Source organism: Telluria sp. AIW5, assembly GCF_056680575.1.
The window spans coordinates 1415775-1432825 of the sequence record NZ_CM155289.1; the positions used below are offsets into that span (position 1 = coordinate 1415775).

At 60.2% G+C, this 17051-nt stretch carries 14 protein-coding genes and 1 tRNA gene; 5 read left to right on the forward strand and 10 right to left on the reverse strand.

What is annotated here, in order from left to right:
• Window positions 1-156: 156 nt before the first annotated feature.
• The 4 genes from AC1MEM_RS06275 to AC1MEM_RS06290 all read left to right on the forward strand — a co-directional run bounded on the left by AC1MEM_RS06275 (window position 157) and on the right by AC1MEM_RS06290 (window position 5503).
• The gene (locus tag AC1MEM_RS06275) at window positions 157-1014 is read left to right on the forward strand and encodes a TlpA family protein disulfide reductase (protein ID WP_499476033.1); all 858 of its coding nucleotides are present in this window, start codon (window positions 157-159) and stop codon (window positions 1012-1014) included.
• A complete protein-coding gene (gene dsbD / locus AC1MEM_RS06280; protein ID WP_499476034.1) occupies window positions 1011-2759 on the forward strand; it encodes a protein-disulfide reductase DsbD in 1749 nt (582 codons plus the stop codon). Before AC1MEM_RS06275 ends, dsbD begins: the two co-directional genes overlap by 4 nt.
• A 30-nt stretch (window positions 2760-2789) precedes the next feature.
• Window positions 2790-3605 carry a thiol:disulfide interchange protein DsbG gene (gene dsbG / locus AC1MEM_RS06285; protein WP_499476036.1) on the forward strand — a complete coding sequence of 272 codons (816 nt, stop codon included), beginning with the start codon at window positions 2790-2792 and terminating at the stop codon, window positions 3603-3605.
• Between the two features lie 281 nt (window positions 3606-3886).
• A complete protein-coding gene (locus AC1MEM_RS06290) occupies window positions 3887-5503 on the forward strand; it encodes a methyl-accepting chemotaxis protein (RefSeq protein WP_499476037.1) in 1617 nt (538 codons plus the stop codon).
• A gap of 193 nt (window positions 5504-5696) precedes the next feature.
• Here AC1MEM_RS06290 and AC1MEM_RS06295 read toward each other — a convergent pair whose 3' ends face one another.
• The 10 genes from AC1MEM_RS06295 to hutC form a co-directional block, all read right to left on the reverse strand.
• On the reverse strand, window positions 5697-8375 hold the full coding sequence (locus AC1MEM_RS06295) for a TrlF family AAA-like ATPase (protein WP_499476038.1): 2679 nt from the start codon (window positions 8373-8375) through the stop codon (window positions 5697-5699).
• Between the two features lie 189 nt (window positions 8376-8564).
• Window positions 8565-8936, reverse strand: a complete 372-nt coding sequence (locus tag AC1MEM_RS06300; protein WP_499477592.1) for a tyrosine-type recombinase/integrase — start codon at window positions 8934-8936, stop codon at window positions 8565-8567.
• Between the two features lie 267 nt (window positions 8937-9203).
• Window positions 9204-9288 (reverse strand) — tRNA-Leu (locus tag AC1MEM_RS06305).
• Entirely contained in the window at window positions 9271-9837 is a 567-nt protein-coding gene (locus AC1MEM_RS06310; RefSeq protein WP_499476040.1) for a hypothetical protein, read from the reverse strand. Before AC1MEM_RS06310 ends, AC1MEM_RS06305 begins: the two co-directional genes overlap by 18 nt.
• 196 nt (window positions 9838-10033) lie before the next feature.
• Window positions 10034-11755: an ArnT family glycosyltransferase gene (locus tag AC1MEM_RS06315; RefSeq protein ID WP_499476041.1), complete on the reverse strand. Its 1722-nt coding sequence runs from the start codon at window positions 11753-11755 to the stop codon at window positions 10034-10036.
• Between the two features lie 139 nt (window positions 11756-11894).
• Window positions 11895-12170 (reverse strand): type B 50S ribosomal protein L31, encoded by a 276-nt coding sequence (locus AC1MEM_RS06320; RefSeq protein ID WP_499476042.1) that lies wholly within the window; start codon window positions 12168-12170, stop codon window positions 11895-11897.
• A 359-nt stretch (window positions 12171-12529) separates the two neighbouring features.
• Window positions 12530-13792 carry a transcription termination factor Rho gene (gene rho / locus AC1MEM_RS06325; protein WP_499476043.1) on the reverse strand — a complete coding sequence of 421 codons (1263 nt, stop codon included), beginning with the start codon at window positions 13790-13792 and terminating at the stop codon, window positions 12530-12532.
• 153 nt (window positions 13793-13945) lie between these two features.
• Window positions 13946-14272, reverse strand: a complete 327-nt coding sequence (gene trxA, locus AC1MEM_RS06330; RefSeq protein WP_499476044.1) for a thioredoxin TrxA — start codon at window positions 14270-14272, stop codon at window positions 13946-13948.
• 233 nt (window positions 14273-14505) lie between these two features.
• Complete coding sequence (locus AC1MEM_RS06335; RefSeq protein ID WP_499476045.1) at window positions 14506-14904, reverse strand: response regulator; 399 nt, start codon at window positions 14902-14904, stop codon at window positions 14506-14508.
• Window positions 14905-15010: 106 nt separating this feature from the next.
• Window positions 15011-15730 carry a histidine utilization transcriptional repressor HutC gene (hutC, locus tag AC1MEM_RS06340; RefSeq protein WP_499476047.1) on the reverse strand — a complete coding sequence of 240 codons (720 nt, stop codon included), beginning with the start codon at window positions 15728-15730 and terminating at the stop codon, window positions 15011-15013.
• Between the two features lie 138 nt (window positions 15731-15868).
• Between hutC and ada the strand changes: the two genes are divergently transcribed.
• On the forward strand, window positions 15869-16972 hold the full coding sequence (ada, locus tag AC1MEM_RS06345) for a bifunctional DNA-binding transcriptional regulator/O6-methylguanine-DNA methyltransferase Ada (protein ID WP_499476048.1): 1104 nt from the start codon (window positions 15869-15871) through the stop codon (window positions 16970-16972).
• The last annotated feature ends 79 nt before the right edge of the window (window positions 16973-17051 follow it).

Genomic DNA, 17051 nt, shown 5'->3' on the forward strand with positions numbered 1-17051 from the left:
GGGACCGCAGCTCATCCCCGTGCAAGCAAATTAGTTTATTCCCTTAACGCTGCGGTAATCGGCAGCCCCTACCATCCGTTTCACGCTCGAAACTCGTCTGTGCTCGGTACTAGCTGGCGCGGTATGCACGCACGAGGCCTGAAACGCTCATGAAAGATGAACATGACAGAAGTAACGCTCGGCCCCCTGGTATTGCCAGTGAGCCTGCTGGTGACCCTTGTCGCCGTGATTGTCGGGGTTGCAGTGGGAAATCGCATTGCCCGCTCCGATGGCGTGCAAGTGGAACGCATTTTGTTGTTTGTAATAGCCGTTTCCGTGCTGACCGCGCGTGCCGCGTTCGTCGGTATTTACTGGGACCGTTACGCGAATGAGCCATGGCGAATCATTGACGTACGGGACGGAGGGTTTCGCTTGGCACTCGGTGTTCTCGCCGCTGCCGTTGCCGGCGGCTGGGTAGCCTGGCGCCATGCTGACAAGCGCAAGGCAGTGATTGCGGGTGTCCTCTCCGGCACGCTGTTATGGGTAGCTGGCACGGCGATGGCCGACCTGTTCCCTGTTGCCGGCAGTCTGCCGGAGCTCTCCCTGGCCGACCTCGATGGAAACGCTATTTCGGTCAGCGCATTTGCAGGCAAGCCGGTGGTGCTTAATTTGTGGGCCACATGGTGCCCGCCATGCCGGCGTGAAATGCCGGTGCTAGAGCAAGCGCAGCGCACAGTGCCAGGCGTGACTTTCGTCTTTGTGAACCAGGGAGAAAGCAAGGAGACGATCCGTTCTTACCTCAATGAGCAGTCGCTGACGCTCCAGAACGTACTCCTTGACCCAGCAGGTAGGGTCGCCGCAGTCGCACATGCCCCTGGCCTTCCGACCACGCTGTTTTTCGATGCGCGAGGAAAGCTCGTCGATCGGCGCATGGGTGAACTGTCGCCGGCTACGCTCGCGCAGCGAGTCGAACTGCTAACCAGGCCAGCGGTGCCGATGGCAGGCCCCGGACCTGAAATCAAGGGGATTCAATGATCAAAGCTTTTTTCAAGCTGTTCCATTGGCGCTCGATTGCGGCGGCAGTAATGGCATCGCTGTTCATGATGATGCCTGTGCAGGCGGATGATTCTTTCCTGCCGCCGGAGCAGGCATTCAAGTTTTCTGCCCGGATGGACGGGAACGATGCCGAAGTACGCTACGACATCGCGCCCGAATATTACATGTACCGCGAACGCTTCGCTTTCAAGGCACAGGGGGGCACGACCGGATCACCACGAATGCCACAAGGCGCCGTTGTTTACGACAAGACCTTCGAGAAAAATGTCGAAACCTACCGTGGAACTGTAACGATTCGCGTACCGGTTACTGGCACCGGCCCGTTCACGTTGCTTTCGACGTCGCAGGGCTGTTCGGACAAAGGATTGTGCTATTCCCCAATGACCTCGAAGGCGACGCTTGTGGGCGGCAGCGCTGCAAACGCGATGCGATCCCCAGACGCACTCGGAACTGGCAACGATGCCGGCCGGATCGAGAAGGCGCTATCCAGCCGCGACCTGGTGCTGATCCTGCCGATGTTCCTGCTACTCGGCCTCGGCCTGGCATTTACGCCTTGCGTCCTGCCGATGTTGCCCATCCTGTCCTCCATTATCGTCGGCAACGGCGTCCAAACCTCCCGAATGCGCGGACTCGGGCTTTCTGCCTCGTATTCGCTGGGTATGGCACTGGTCTACACCATGATGGGCATTGGCGCTGGCCTCGCCGGACAGGGATTGGCGGCAGCGCTTCAGAACGCCTGGGTGCTGGGAGGCTTCGCACTTCTGATGGCAGCGCTCTCGCTATCGATGTTCGGCGTCTACGAGTTGCAGATGCCTGCCGGGATCCAGACACGGCTCATGGGCAAATCGAACGAGCGTACCGCCGGCACGCATGCGGGTGTCTTTGTCATGGGAGCCCTGTCGGCGCTGATCGTCGGCCCGTGCGTTGCCGCTCCGCTGGCAGGTGCCCTGGTATATATCAGCCAGACCCGGGATGCGCTGATCGGCGGCAGCGCACTGTTTGCGATGGCCGCTGGAATGAGTATTCCGCTATTGCTGCTCGGGGCATCCGCCGGCACCTTGCTCCCGCGCGCCGGCGTCTGGATGAACGACATCAAGAAGTTCTTTGGCGTTCTGATGCTCGGCACGGCCTTGTGGATTGCTTCTCCGGTCATTCCGCCGCGCTACCAGATGGTCGGCTGGGCCGTCCTCGGCCTGGGATATGCGGTGTGGCTCCTGTCCAGATATCGCAAGCCGCTCAATCTTGTCGTTGGCATGCTCGCTGGCGCCTTCGGTGCAGTGCAGCTGGCGGGGCTGGCGGCCGGAGGTGCCGATCCCTTTGCCCCGTTCACGCAAGCGGCGGACGCACATGGCGCAGCGATAGCATTCAAGCGCATAGCTAGCACCGCGGAACTGGACGCCGCACTTGCAGCCGCCGGCGGCAGGCCGGTCATGCTCGATTTCTACGCGGACTGGTGTGTTTCATGCAAGGAAATGGAACGTTTCACTTTCACCAACGCGCGCGTGCGCGCCCAGCTCGAAACGCTGGTTCTTTTGCAGGTGGACGTCACGGCCAACAGTACTGCCGACCAGGCGCTCCTGAAGCGATTCGGACTGTTCGGTCCCCCAGGCATCGTTTTCTTCGGCGCTGGCGGGGCCGAAATCCCGGGGACACGCGTGATCGGCTACCAAGATGCCGATGCATTCCTGCATTCGCTTGCGCCCGTCGTCCAAGCTGCCCCTTGACCCATCCATATCGATCCATTTGGAGAAAGCATGAGTATCAAAAAAAGCAGCATCGCACTTACACTCGCGGCCGCAATTATCATGCCGGCCGCTCTCGCGGCGCAGGCGGTACCAAAAGTGCTCAACGGCGCCGTCAACGCAGGTGTCAAGGTCGTCAAGCAGTTCCCCGCCGCGTCGGGTTTGACAGGATGGGTTTTATCGCAGGGTGGAAAATATTCGATTGTCTACACCACAGCCGACAGTAAAACATTGATTGCTGGTGCACTGATCGATGAACGCGGCCAGAACCTTTCTCAGCTCTACGAGGCGTCCCAAGTGCCGCAGCCGGATCTCTCCGCCGCGTTTGGGCAGCTCGAGAAGACAAGCTACGTCGCTGAGGGTAGTACCGGCAATGCGAAGAGCGTCATCTATGCATTCGTCGATGCAAACTGCCCTTATTGCCATTACCTGTGGCAGGCAGTTCAACCCTATCAGGCTGCGGGCTTGCAGGTGCGCTGGATACCAGTGGCGATGCTGGGGCCGACCAGCCTGCCCAAAGCGGTTTCAATCCTCGCGGCTAAAGACAAACTAGCCGCCTTCCGCAGTATGGAAGAGAACCATGGCAAGCCCTGGACTGCGCCAGCGGGCCTCAGCGTCACGTCTCACCCAACCCTCGTAAGCGCCATCCAGAAGAACGGGGAGGTGATGGATGGGTTCGGCATTGGTGGAACCCCTGGCATCGTGTGGCGCGACAAGCAGGGAAAGGTGCACGTCAAGAGTGGCATGCCCCGCCTTTCCGAGTTGCCGGGAATTACAGGATTGCCTGAACAGCGCAATACGACCCCGGGTCTGGAGAAGTTCATGTAAAAGGCCAGCGCCACGTACTTGCCGAGCGGGCCGGCGAGTTACAACCACCTAAGGTCGGCCCGCGACCTGCTTCATACTCAACGCTTTAAGGCACTCTTTGCAACGAGCGGGGCGGCGCTCGTCCTTCCAAAATTTGTTACGTTGCGTATATACGTCGGCAAACTCCGGCCGTGATACATTTCCCGAAAATTTCCTTAGGGAATCATTTGTTTCGCCTCATAATTCTGATTCATGGTCTGCCTTCATCAGGGTGACCTCTCATCACATTTATCGAGGCAAGCATGAAGTTGCGAAACAAGATGGCCCTCTGCATGGCCGTCGTATTCATCTTATTTATGGTCGCGGTCGGTACGGGGATCTCGGGCATGCGCAGTGCCGCAGCGCAGTTCGACACCTTTATCGAGCAGGATCAGGCATTCCTGACCGCGAACAACAATCTGTATGCCCAAGGTTTGCAGATGGGCCAGGCTCTGCGGAACATCATTCTTGAGCCAGGCAATAAGCAGGGCTACACTAACCTGGCAAGCGCACGCGAGGCGTTTGGCAAGGAACTGAAGACCGCGCAGGCGCTCGCGCGGTCGGACGCGGGTACGGCGGCGGCCTTGTCGAAAATCCAGGCATTGCAGGAAAAGCGTGCTGTGGTTCAAGACCAAATCGTACAACTCGCGACGCAGGACCAGGCATCGACGATCGCGATCCTGACTAAGGAAGAAACGCCACTGTGGCGTGAGGCCCGAGCTGACCTGCTCAAGCTCATCAAGGAAAAGAACGAGGCAGTTGCCGTCGCCAAGGATGCGTTGACCCAGCAGACGCGTAACATGCTGACGCTCAGCCTCGTGCTGGCCGCGTGCGCCATCGTCATCGGTGCCGGTGTCGCGTGGTGGCTGACGCGCGATGTCACTCGCCAGCTTGGCGGCGAGCCTGATTACGCTGCTGCCATTGCTTCTTCGATCGCGGCCGGTGACCTGACGATCGGCATTGACGTGGACGACGAGCGCAACAGCACGAGCCTGATGTTTGCAATGCGCAAGATGCAGCACAGCCTGGCCGCGCTGGTATCCAAGGTCCGCGACGGTACGGACACGATCACGACGGCATCTGGCGAGATTGCTGCCGGAAACCTTGACCTGTCCGCGCGTACCGAACAGCAGGCGAGTTCGCTTGAGGAAACCGCTGCATCGATGGAAGAGCTGACTTCGACCGTCCAGCAGAACACGGAAAACGTGCGCCAGGCGAACGAGCTGGCAACGAAGGCATCACAAGTTGCCGTCAAGGGTGGCGACGTGGTCGACCAAGTCGTCGGCACGATGGGTTCGATCAACGAATCGGCGAAACGCATCGTCGACATCATCGGCGTGATCGATGGGATCGCATTCCAGACGAATATTCTGGCCTTGAACGCAGCTGTCGAGGCGGCTCGTGCAGGCGAGCAGGGACGTGGATTCGCCGTGGTAGCGTCCGAAGTGCGCAATCTGGCGCAGCGCAGCGCTGCTGCTGCAAAGGAGATCAAGGAGCTGATCGGCGACTCCGTCGGCAAGGTAGACCTTGGCAGCAAACTTGTCACCGCAGCGGGCGAAACCATGAACGAGGTCGTCGCGAGCGTCAAACGGGTTACCGACATCATGAGCGAGATCACCATTGCTGGGCAAGAGCAGAGTGCCGGCATTGCTCAGGTCAATCAGGCAATCGCCCAGATGGACCAAGTGACGCAACAGAATGCGGCGCTGGTGGAAGAAGCCGCAGCTGCGGCGGATTCGATGCAGGTGCAAGCACAGGAATTGCTGGCCGTCGTCGGCACTTTCAAACTGGCGGCAGAGGACGAATATAGTGGCGCCGTGGGTGGTGGTCACATTCAAACCCGGCTGATGCCGCCGGTACGCCCAGCCCTGGCGCGCTAAGCAAAAAGCATCGCTCTGTAAAATCTGCGCTGGCGTGGTCAATGGAAGTACCGGCCGCGTGCAGCGCACTTTCTACAGACGGTCGTTCATCTGTTCAACCGATGGATGGGGCGACAGCCTGATGCATTCAATCAATTGCAAGAACTCTGTTCAGCTGACGAAATTGCTCGGCACGCGCAGATTCATTGTGCTATCAAATGCAGTAAATCCGCGCTCGCCGAGCAAACGCTTCTCTGGCGCCCTCCAAAATTTTGCATGCCGCATCTTTAGCGGACGTTTCGTCAATCGAACCACGTGCCACAATCTGGCTACGGTCGCGACTTGTCTTTAAAACGATAAGTTGCTCGGCGTCTCCAAGCACAGCAATATTCGCATTGTGAGTCACAATGATGACCTGGCGACGTTCCTTTGCTCTGCGAAGGACGGGAACAAATGTATGAAAAATGAACTCGCTATCGAGGTTGTCTTCTGGCTGGTCGATGATTAATGGCTGACGACTGTCTGACGATAGAATGAGGGCGAGCAGCACCGACTGCTGCTGACCGAGCGAAAGTTGTGGGAACTCACGTTTTAAGACCGTGCAGCCGTCAGCTCCCCCTGCGTGACGTGAGACAGTGAGCTTGGGAAGGTCGTCGATCTGACATTGTTCGAGAGAAGCTTTTACAGCGGGATCAGCCAATTTTTCAATGATTTCTTCGGCCTCTGATTTGCTGAATTGCGGAGTTTCATTTTCGGTAAGGATCCCCGTAAGCAGTGCAACTCGTTTTTTCGACACTGCTTCCAGTAGACCCGGTACAGTAAGACTGGCGATGAGCAGCTTGGCCTTGGCATGATTAACCGTTTTCCAGCCTAATGCTGCCGCTACAATCGCAACCGCCTGCTCGGAAAAACCGCTCTGAACGTACTGAAGTTTGACTCTTAAATCAGTCAGTACCTCGCCAAGGGCTCTCGTCGCTTTTGTGGCATAGTGCTGTCGAAGTGTCGCTATTCGCGTGCGCGCCGCCCATCGCTCCAACAGTAAGGCAGCATATTCTGCACAAAGACGTCGATGGTGTGGCTCCCAATTCTTTAGTGTGCTCAACGTTTGTTTGTATGATGCCTCATCTGTAGTCAGCTTGCTGATGTGGGTCATGTTCAGCTTAACGCCTTGCTGTTCGAGCGTACCTCGTCGCGACTCAATACTTTCACGAACTGGACGCTCCTTCAATGCCCACGCTTCCATTTCACGTATTACGTCGTTTCTAAACGAATTGAATGCTTCGATTAGGTGTTGCTCGATCTCTTCAGCCTTTTCCTTAAAAGCATCAGCGAGCTCAACAATGGCGTTCGCTTCGGTAGAGCCGGTCGTGATGTCCTCCCCGCTAGCGAAAATACGGGCGTCGTCAATCATGGACACAAACGAAAAATTGTTTATCTCCAATTTGATGTCTGCAATGCTTTGCGTCAACGACTCGCGCCGGCCCTTTTCGTTGGCCAGACTGCGCTGCAACTGCATGATCTCGGCGCCTTTTGCCGCATTGAATGCCGCCAGTTGCTGTTGAACCGTATGTAACGACCGCTGAGTCTGCGGAATTTGAGCAAGTTGTCTCTCAGCTTTTAAAATTTCGCTGTGCTTTTCCTTCAACGACTGCAAGATATTCGCTTCGTTCGCTAGAGCATCGTTTACTCCAGTGAACGTGTCCAGATATCTCATGAGAGCAAGGGGATCTGACTTTGCCTGTTCACGGACCCGTGCAGCCTCGCCTTGGCTAAAACAATCGATACCAAACGTGAGAGGACCGTCGGGAGCATCGAGATTCTCAAGCTTCTGCCCAGCCGATCTCAGCAAGCTATGCTCCTGGCCGGCTTCATCTTGCCAAAAAAGACTTAGTTGGTTAGGCCATACTTCAGTATCGACGACATCGGCTTCTTCGTCGGAACCGACGAGACATCGAATAGCTTCAAAAGTCGTCGACTTTCCAGTTCCCCTGCCGCCGATAATGCAGTTGAGATTGCGATTGAAATGAATTACCTGTTTATCCAGGAATCCGCCGCTAAAAGCTACTCCGAGAACAAATGGAGTTGCGGCCGGGACCTCCTCTTCAAGCCTGACCCGAGAGTCGCACTCCTCCAGCGAATGGCGCAAGCTAAGGAATGATGGTGCTGTCATTTTGTAGCGCGTGAGCTTTCGGTCTTGATTTGCGTTTCGCCCTAATGCCTGTAGCGTATGCGAATCTGAGTTCAGGATGCGTGCGAGATTTTGCCGTTCTCCCAGCCCTAACTTTGCGATTCGTTGCTTACCAATCCCGACACGAATCTGTTCGGGATCGTCGCTAGTGTAAGAAACAGAAGACTGAGCAGTGCTCAATTCAATGGCCAACAACGCGGGGTGGCAGAGGATGTCGAGCTTATGGGGCGATGCACCAGGATGATTTCTCTCTAATCCATTTCCGCCGTCGATGTGGGCTAATATTCCGAATCCGTCTTGCTCAGCGATCAGGTCTAGGCAGCGACTCATATTTGTGCGGCAACGACTTGTCTGGGTGCCGCGCTCTGACAAATCCAGACGGCCATGGAATTGTTCCAGGGCTTCAATCGATGGGAAATAGCATAGTAAATGCCCTTCTGGCGTAGATAACTCGACGCTTGGGATAACGAGTATTCCCGCCGACTTTCCAGCTTCGATCGCCGCCCGTACATTCAGGATCTCGTTGTGATCAGCTATTGCAATGAGATCCAAGCGCTCTGCGACTGCCGTTGCAACAATCACCTGCGGCGTCATCCCTTGATCCTTAACGTCGTGGGAGCCGCCGTAAGAATGAATGTGTAGATCGCCTCGATAAAACCGTGCGCCATTTGAAAGAGACGTGCACTCTGCTAATTTTTCGGTCATGACAGGTTCCAAACAGCGCTAGGTGCGCAAGTTCGATAAGTATGCCATGGCAGAAGTTTACTTTGGGAAATGCCGTCGATGTTCGCATAGCTGAAACTGCACAGCTTGGAGACTGTTTCAGTACTACCTTGACGAACGGTTCCTTTAACACAGTTAGGCGGAGGGAGAACGGCAATATGAACGTAGATTTCAGCCGTTGCAGAAGACTTCCCAGTCCCGCGGACCGATTTCAGAGATCGGCATTTTCCCGATCGACGGGAAAACGATCTTCTCAAGCCAAGTCGTGTTCTTTTTTTGCGTGCTATCCGCTCGCGTTGCCGCCGTCTTTACGAGCCAAGTGCGTGCGACAGACTCGAACGTATTCGCGGCAGCACTCGCCTTAGCAAGCTTGTCGACTTTTGCTTTGCTCGGGTCGATTCCTTCGGCCAGGAGTTTGCGGGCATCATCCCGACGCGTTCTCGCCTGTGCAAGCGATACTTCAGGGTACACGCCAAGAGCAAGAGTCTTCTGCTTGCCACCGAAGCGATAATTCAGGCGCCAGTACTTGCCGGCTTCCTTCACGAGCAAGTGGAGAGCTTGCCCGTCGGTGTGCTTGTCGCCAGCCGGACGCCGCTGTGCTTGATCTTGCGAATGAAGGTGTCGGTGAGTGGCATGTCTTCCTCGTTGTTGGTATGTCGATTTCTGACAGTTCGAGATCCCAACAAAGGTACCATCAAAGTGTCGAGATTTGATGGTATAAGGCAACCCTACGTGAGACAACAAAAAACCCGCACCTCCTATGGAGAGAGCGGGTTCTGATACTGCGTGATATGTCGTGCTATTGTCTGTTGGTGCCGGGAACCGGAATCGAACCGGTACGCCTCGCGGCGCGGGATTTTGAGTCCCGTGCGTCTACCTATTCCGCCATCCCGGCAACGCGCTCCGCATTATCGCTGATTTGCATTGCACCGGCAACAGTTTCCCGGTGCGAAAGAGACGCGGGCCGCGTGACGGGCAGCGGGGCATCGACCGGTCCGGCCAGCGCGGCCTGCAGGGCGCGCAGGGTCGGGATCGGGCCGACGACTTCGAGCACGTGCGGGCGGATGCGCACGCTGACCGATTGGGCGCGCAAGGCGCGGGCGCCCAGCTTGACGTAACGGACGCGGTCGGGTCCGGCGCACACTTGCGTGAACCCCATTTCCCCCAGCGTGGCGTCGAGCGTGCTGCGCATGTGGCGGGCGTCGAAGCGGGTGCTGACATCGAGCCGGCCGGGGGCGCTCGTGCACAGCGGCAGGGCCAGCCCCGCCAGCACCGGTAGCACGATGCAGGCGAGCGGGGCGCCGGGGTCGGCCAGGTGCACGACCAGCACCAGCAGCGGCATGCCGATCGCCATCGTCAGGCAGTAGGCGGCGAGGGGAGAGAGGCCGCGCAGGCCGGCGCGGCGTGGTGCCCCGACGATTTCCGAGAACATTACGCTTTTCATGTTGTCTCCTCAACGGGTACATCGGGATCGGCGGGACCTTTGTCATTGTCGGCCCCGCTTGCGCCCCGGAGTTGACGTGACTCAAATAACCGGACCGGGGCGCTTGTCACATCGCGGCGCCCCTGGCGCGGCCGGCAGCGGTTTCGGCAAAAAAAAGCCGCCCGGAAGGGCGGCTTGAGGAGCGCAGCGCTGCGGCTCAGGGCGCGCGCCGGTACAGGCGGAAGCGCTCGTCGCGGTCGGAGGCGCGCCGGCCTTCCCATAGCAGCGTGGCGCCGCGCGTGCCCCAGGTGCGCGACAGCGTGCGGTCGTCGCGCGTCTTGACGCGGTCTTGCAGCAGCACGTAGTCGCATTTGCCGCCGGCGACGCCCACGAACGGCAGGCGCCCGTAGTAGGCGAACGAGGCGCGCTGGGCGGCGCCGACGTTGGTGTCGATGCAGTTCGCGCTCGGCGGCAGCTTGGCGGCGAGCGCCTGCGCCACGCCGGCGTAGCTCTTGCTGTAGTTCAGGTCCGGGAGGAACAGGGTCATCAACAGCACCCACAGCAGGATCAGGCCGCCCGAGGAGAGCACGACGGCGCGCCACAGTACGGCTCTCTGGCGCGACACGCGCCAGCGCACCAGCCAGATCCAGCCGATCGAGACGCTGGCCGCCACCGTGAAGGCGATGATGCCGAATTCGGGTGTGAAGCCGGGCACCAGTTTCAGGGCGTTGTGCGACAGCTGGGCCGGCCAGCCGGTCAGTTTGGCGATCCAGAACAGCCAGATGAGGGCCGCCAGCGTGGTCAGCGCCATCACCGAGAACCAGTCGATGGCATTGATGGCGCCACGTTTCATCGTCGGCAGGCCGAACGCGGCCATCAGGGCCAGCGGCGGCAGGAGTTTGAGCAGGTCGCCGTTTTCCGGATTCGGGTCGCACAGGAACAGGGCGGTGAGCGCACCCAGGAAGGTCAGCGGCAGCACGATGTGCAGCATGTTTTCCTGGCGCCGCCAGGCCCAGATCGCCCAGCCGGCAAACGGCCAGGCCGGCCAGAAGAACCAGACGCCGGCGCGCAGGAAGGATTTCACCGAGGTCCAGCTCGGCACGTCGAATTGCCCCATGTGCGAGCCGAACCAGGCCGCCACCGGCGACTCGCCGTAGGGCTGCACCAGGGTGGCCGGCAAGACCCAGACCAGGGTCAGGGCCAGCGCGGCGAGGGCCGCCAGTGCCATGTGCCGCAGCGCGGCGCCGGTCGGGATGTGGAACAGACGCGTGCAGAGCAGCAGCGCCAGCAGCAGCACGGCCGGCGACAGCGGACCGCGCGTGAGCGCCAGCGCGCCCAGCGACAGGCCGACCAGGGCCGCGTTGCGCAGGCTGGCGGTTTCGATATAGCGCACCGCGCGGTACAGGAAATAGGCAACCAGCGAGCCTTGCAGGGTGACGGCCAGGGTTTCGTGGCTGTAGACCAGCAGGCCGAGCGAGCCGAGGTAGACCAGCACCGTCGTGTCGGCCAGGGTGCGGCCATACGCGTCCGGTTCCGGCTGGCCGCCGAAGGCCAGGCGCAGCGGCTGCGCTTCGGGGCGGCGGCCGAGGTGGAAGGCGGTGTACCAGAGCGACATGCCGCCGGTGACGAACATGCCGATGTTCGACACGCGCGCGGCCAGCACGTCGCCCAGCATCCAGCCGAACAGTTTGATGCAGATCGCGCCCAGCCAGAAGGCGAGCGGGCCATCCTCGGTGGCGGCCAGGCCGGCGATGTTCGGATACAGCCAGTCGTGCAGGCCGCCGCGCGCCATCGTCCACATGATGCCGAAGCTGCCGGCGTCGTCCTTCCACGGATCGCGGCCGATCAGCCCCGGCAGGATATACAGCAGGCCGAGTGCGAACAAGGCCCAGCGCGGCAGGGCCAGCGTGGCGGCGGCGGGGAGACGGACTGGTTTCATCGATAAGTCAGGTGCTGGAATGAATGTCGCGCTAGTATAGCGGCGAAAAAAAAGAAGCCGCGAATCAGCTTTTGATTCGCGGCTTCTTTTTCGAGGTCCCTGCGGGGTTCTTGCGAAGCCCGCAAAAGGCTTCCGGGAATTAACCCTGGTCGTTCGCGATGGCGGTCTTCGAACCGACGGCGCCGAACTTCTGGCGGAACTTCTCGACGCGGCCAGCGGTGTCGACGATCTTGTGCTTGCCGGTGAAGAATGGGTGCGATTCAGCCGACACCTCGATCTTGATCAGCGGGTATTCTTTACCTTCGAATTCGATCTTTTCGCGGGTAGCGATGGTCGAACGGGTGACGAATTTGAAGTCGCACGACACGTCGTGGAAGACAACGTCGCGGTAATCTGGATGGATTTCGTTTTTCATGGTTCTGCCTTGGGTAGGTTTGGTAGCCAAACAGCACTTCGTCGGTCGTCTTGCTTCTTGACCCGATTGCCGATCACTTGCCAGGGGTGGGTACTACTGAACCCGCGATTATAAAACGGTTGCGCCGGCAAGGCAACCGTGGGGTATTCGGGGGCCGCGGCCGGAATACGGATAAGGGGTTGCGGCGTTTTACGCGTGGGCATGCCCACCCTACGGTGCACCACTGCCCGTAGCCAGTTCAACCGACCGTTGTGTAACGTAGGGTGGGCATGCCCACGAGTAAACGATGCATACCGGCTGCAGGAATAAAAAAGGGCAGCCGCAGCTGCCCTCTTTCGATGCTTTAACGAACGGTTAAATCAACCGCCGCGGCGCATCATGTCGAAGAATTCGATATTCGTCTTCGTCGCACGCATCTTGTCGAGGATGAACTCCATCGCTTCGATCTCGTCCATCGAGTACAGCAGCTTGCGCAGGATCCAGATCTTTTGCAGCTGGTCCGGCTTGATCAGCAGTTCTTCGCGGCGGGTGCCCGATTTGTTCAGGTTGATCGCCGGGTAGACGCGCTTCTCGGCCAGGCGGCGCTCGAGGTGCACTTCCATGTTGCCGGTGCCCTTGAATTCTTCGTAGATGACATCGTCCATGCGCGAGCCGGTTTCGATCAGCGCGGTGGCGATGATGGTCAGCGAGCCGCCTTCTTCGATGTTACGGGCGGCGCCGAAGAAACGCTTCGGACGCTGCAGCGCGTTGGCGTCGACACCACCGGTCAGCACCTTGCCCGACGCCGGGATCACGGTGTTGTAGGCGCGTGCAAGACGGGTGATCGAATCGAGCAGGATCACGACGTCCTTCTTCATTTCGACCAGGCGCTTGGCCTTTTCCAGCACCATCTCGGCGACCTGCACGTGGCGGGTGGCCGGCTCGTCGAAGGTGGAGGCGACGACTTCGCCGCGCACCGAACGCTGCATCTCGGTCACTTCTTCCGGACGCTCGTCGATCAGCAGGACGATCAGGGTGCAGTCAGGGTGGTTCGAGGTGATCGCGTGGGCGATGTGCTGCAGCATGACCGACTTGCCGGACTTCGGCGAGGCGACCAGCAGGCCGCGCTGGCCCTTGCCGATCGGCGAGATCAGGTCGACGATGCGGCCGGTGATGTTCTCGGCGCCGTTCATGTCGCGCTCGAGGCGCAGCGGCTCGTTCGGGTGCAGCGGCGTCAGGTTTTCAAACAGGATGCGGTGCTTCGAGGCTTCCGGCGATTCGCCGTTGACCTTGTCCACCTTTACCAGGGCAAAGTAACGCTCGCCGTCTTTCGGCGTACGTACTTCGCCTTCGATCGAGTCACCCGTATGCAGGTTGAAGCGGCGGATCTGCGACGGCGAGATGTAGATGTCGTCGGTCGAGGCCATGTAGCTCGCATCGGGCGAGCGCAGGAAGCCGAAGCCGTCCGGCAGGACCTCGAGCGCGCCGTCGCCGAAGATCTGCTCGCCGGACTTGGCGCGCTTCTTCAGGATCGCGAACATCAGTTCCTGCTTGCGCAGGCGGGCTGCGTTGTCGATGTCGAGGCCGATGGCCATCTCCAGCAGCGCGGAGACGTGCATTGCCTTCAGTTCAGATAAGTGCATGTTGTGTGGGTGTCCCGTGACGGGAAGGTAAAGGTAGGGGAGGGAACGACGTGGGTTCGTTAAACTGCGTCAAGTCGGGAAGCGGCCGGAGCCGACCGGATTCCCGCCCGGACAATGGCGGCTGCGCGGGCGCGCTGCCGCCGCTATGCGATCTTAGATATTGCTGTCGATGAAGGCGGTCAGCTGGCCCTTGGCCAATGCGCCGACTTTTTGCGCAGCGACTTCACCGTTCTTGAACAGGATCAGGGTCGGGATGCCACGGATGCCGAACTGGGCTGGAACAGCCTGGTTGGCGTCGACGTCCATCTTCGCGATCGTGATCTTGCCGTTGTATTCCTTGGCGACTTCTTCGAGGATCGGGGCGATCATCTTGCATGGACCGCACCACTCGGCCCAGAAGTCGACCAGTACCGGATGCTCGGACTTGAGCACGTCGGTTTCGAAAGAAGCATCGCTGATGTGTTTAATGTTTTCGCTCATGTTTTCCTCAAAGAGAGGTAAGGATCAATGTACGCCTGGAGACGGTTCCGGTGTTTTGGTAGCGCGTCCGGCTTCCGCTTGTTGATAAATCAGCTGCAACACAATGGTGGAGGCAAAGTGCGCGAACTCAATGGGAAGGGCGTCTGGAGGACGTCAGGCGGGGGATTTAGGCCGAATAATACCTTATTTTCCCAAAAAGTGTTCGGGCGTTTGTACAAAATCCTAACAGCGCATCAGCACACTACGGCCGAGCGCAACTGGTCCAGGCTGATGGGCTTGCGGAAGATACCTGCCACGCTTAATCCGAGCACGCGCGCCAGTTCGCCGGCCGCGTCGCGCACGCCTGAATCCATGCCCGACAGCAGGATCACCTTGCCGCGAAATCCCCGTTCGGCCGCCGCCTGCAGGAATTCGATGCCGTCCATGTCGGGCAAGGCCAGGTCGCAAATGAGCAAATCCGGGCCTTGCTCGGCGAGCGTGGACAGGGCGTGGCGCGTGGTGGCTTCGGTATGGACTTCGCGCACGCCGATGGTGTGCAGCATATCCTTGAGCATCTCGAGCATGAAGCTGTCGTCGTCGAGCACCAGCACGCGCGGCGGCTGGCCTGCGCCCGACAAGGCGAGGTTGGTCATACAGTTGGTTCCGGCGAATTGTTGACTGGCAGCGATTATGTGCGAGAACGCGCGCTTGTGGAACATGCCGTTCAAAATATTCTTGCCAGAGGGACGCCGTTCCCTGTCAGCCGACGCTGCCCGTGTACTGAATCAGGTGGCCCGGGTGCCACATCGTGACCACCGACGCCACGCGGCCCCCCGAGGTGGTCCTGCGTTTCAGCACCAGGCAAGGCGAGCGCGCGTCGATGCCGAGCAGGTCCGTCACATCGCGCGGCGCGCCCGAGGCCTCGAGGCTGTAGGTGGCGCCTTGCAGGGGCGCGGCCACCATCAAGTGTTCGTTCGGCGTGATGCTGGAAAAATCCTGTTCCAGGTAAGCGGGGGCGCAGGCCGGATTGACCCAGCGGTCCTCGAGCTGGATCGGCACCTCGTTTTCGAAGTGGACGATCAGCGAGTGAAATAGCGGCGCGCCCGGCGCCAGCTCGAACTGCAGCGCCAGCGCCTCGGTCGCAGGCGCTTCTTCGAGCAGGTGCGGGCGGCTCGCGTGGCGGTGGCCGCGCGCGCGCACTTCGTCGGCGATGTTGCGGATCTCGACCAGCGTCGCCTGGTATTTTCTCGGCGCGACATAGGTGCCCGAACCCTGGCGGCGCGTCAGCACCTGCTCGGCGGTGAGTTCGCGCACGGCGCGGTTGACGGTCATGCGCGAGACGCCGAACTGGCGCACCAGCGCCTGCTCGGAGGGCACCAGCTCGCCTTCCTTCCAGCGCCCGGTGGCGATTTCGCCGACCAGGTAGTCCTTGATGCGCTGGAAGATGGGGGTGCTCGCTTGCGCGCTGGATTCGTCCAAACTGCTCTCCGAAAAGGCGATAATGATGACTGCTCTAGGTCCGGATTCTAGCACCGCGAATTCGAAAGCAAGGGGCGAGGTGCATACCGGCCCCCATGCTGGCAGGATGACGCCATTCACCCTCACAGGACAAGCGCCATGAAGATCGAGACCATCGCTGAATCTTGCACCAGTGCCTATGCCAGCATCGATGCACGCTGGACCGCCGTGCAACAGCGCGACCGCGGCGCCGACGGCGTCTTCTATTACTCGGTACGCAGCACCGGCGTCTACTGCCGGCCCTCCTGCGGTGCCCGTCCCGCGCTGCGCGCCAACGTCGCTTTCCACGCCAGTTGCGCGGCAGCCGAAGCCGCCGGTTTTCGCCCCTGCCTGCGCTGCAAGCCGGACCAGCCGCCCTTGTCCGAACGCCAGGCGCGGTTTGTCGCCGACGCCTGCCGCCTCATTGACGCACACTACGATGCACTCGGGGACGCGCCGGACCTGGACGCCGTGGCGCGCGCGGTCGGCATGAGCCGTTTCCACTTCCAGCGCGTGTTTAAAACGCATGCCGGCGTGACGCCGAAAGCGTATGCGGCGGCGCGGCGGGCCGCGCGGGTGCGCGATGCATTGGTCGAGGGCGCAAGCGTCACCGATGCGGTGTATGCGGCCGGCTTCAATTCGAGCTCGCGTTTTTATGCCGGCAGCGAGGCGATGCTCGGCATGGCGCCCGCACGCTTCAAGGCCGGCGGCGCGGGCGAGGAGATCCGCTTTGCGGTGGCGGCCTGTTCGCTCGGTGCGATCCTGGTTGCGGCCACCGGACGCGGGCTGTGTGCGGTCCTGATGGGCGACGATCCCGAACTGCTGGTGCGCGACCTGCAGGACCGCTTTCCAAAGGCGCAGCTGATCGGCGCCGACGCCGCCTTCGAGCGCACCGTGGCGCAGGTGGTCGGTTTCGTCGAAGCGCCGCGCATCGGCCTCGACTTGCCGCTCGATGTGCGCGGCACCGCTTTCCAGCAGCGGGTGTGGGCGGCGCTGCGTGCGATTCCGGCAGGGGAGACGGTGAGTTATACCGAGCTGGCGCAGCGCATCGGTTCCCCATCCGCCGTGCGCGCGGTGGCGGGGGCCTGCGCGGCGAATCCGGTGGCGGTGGCGATTCCCTGTCACCGGGTGGTGCGCAACGATGGCGGTTTGTCCGGGTACCGGTGGGGGATCGAGAGAAAAGCAGAGTTGATCGCGCGCGAGAAGGATGCCCCATCGGAATGACCGCACAGGTCAGGCAAACCCGTAGGGTGGGCGCCCCGTGCCCACTCGGAACGATGAACAGACGGTCCATTCTTTCATC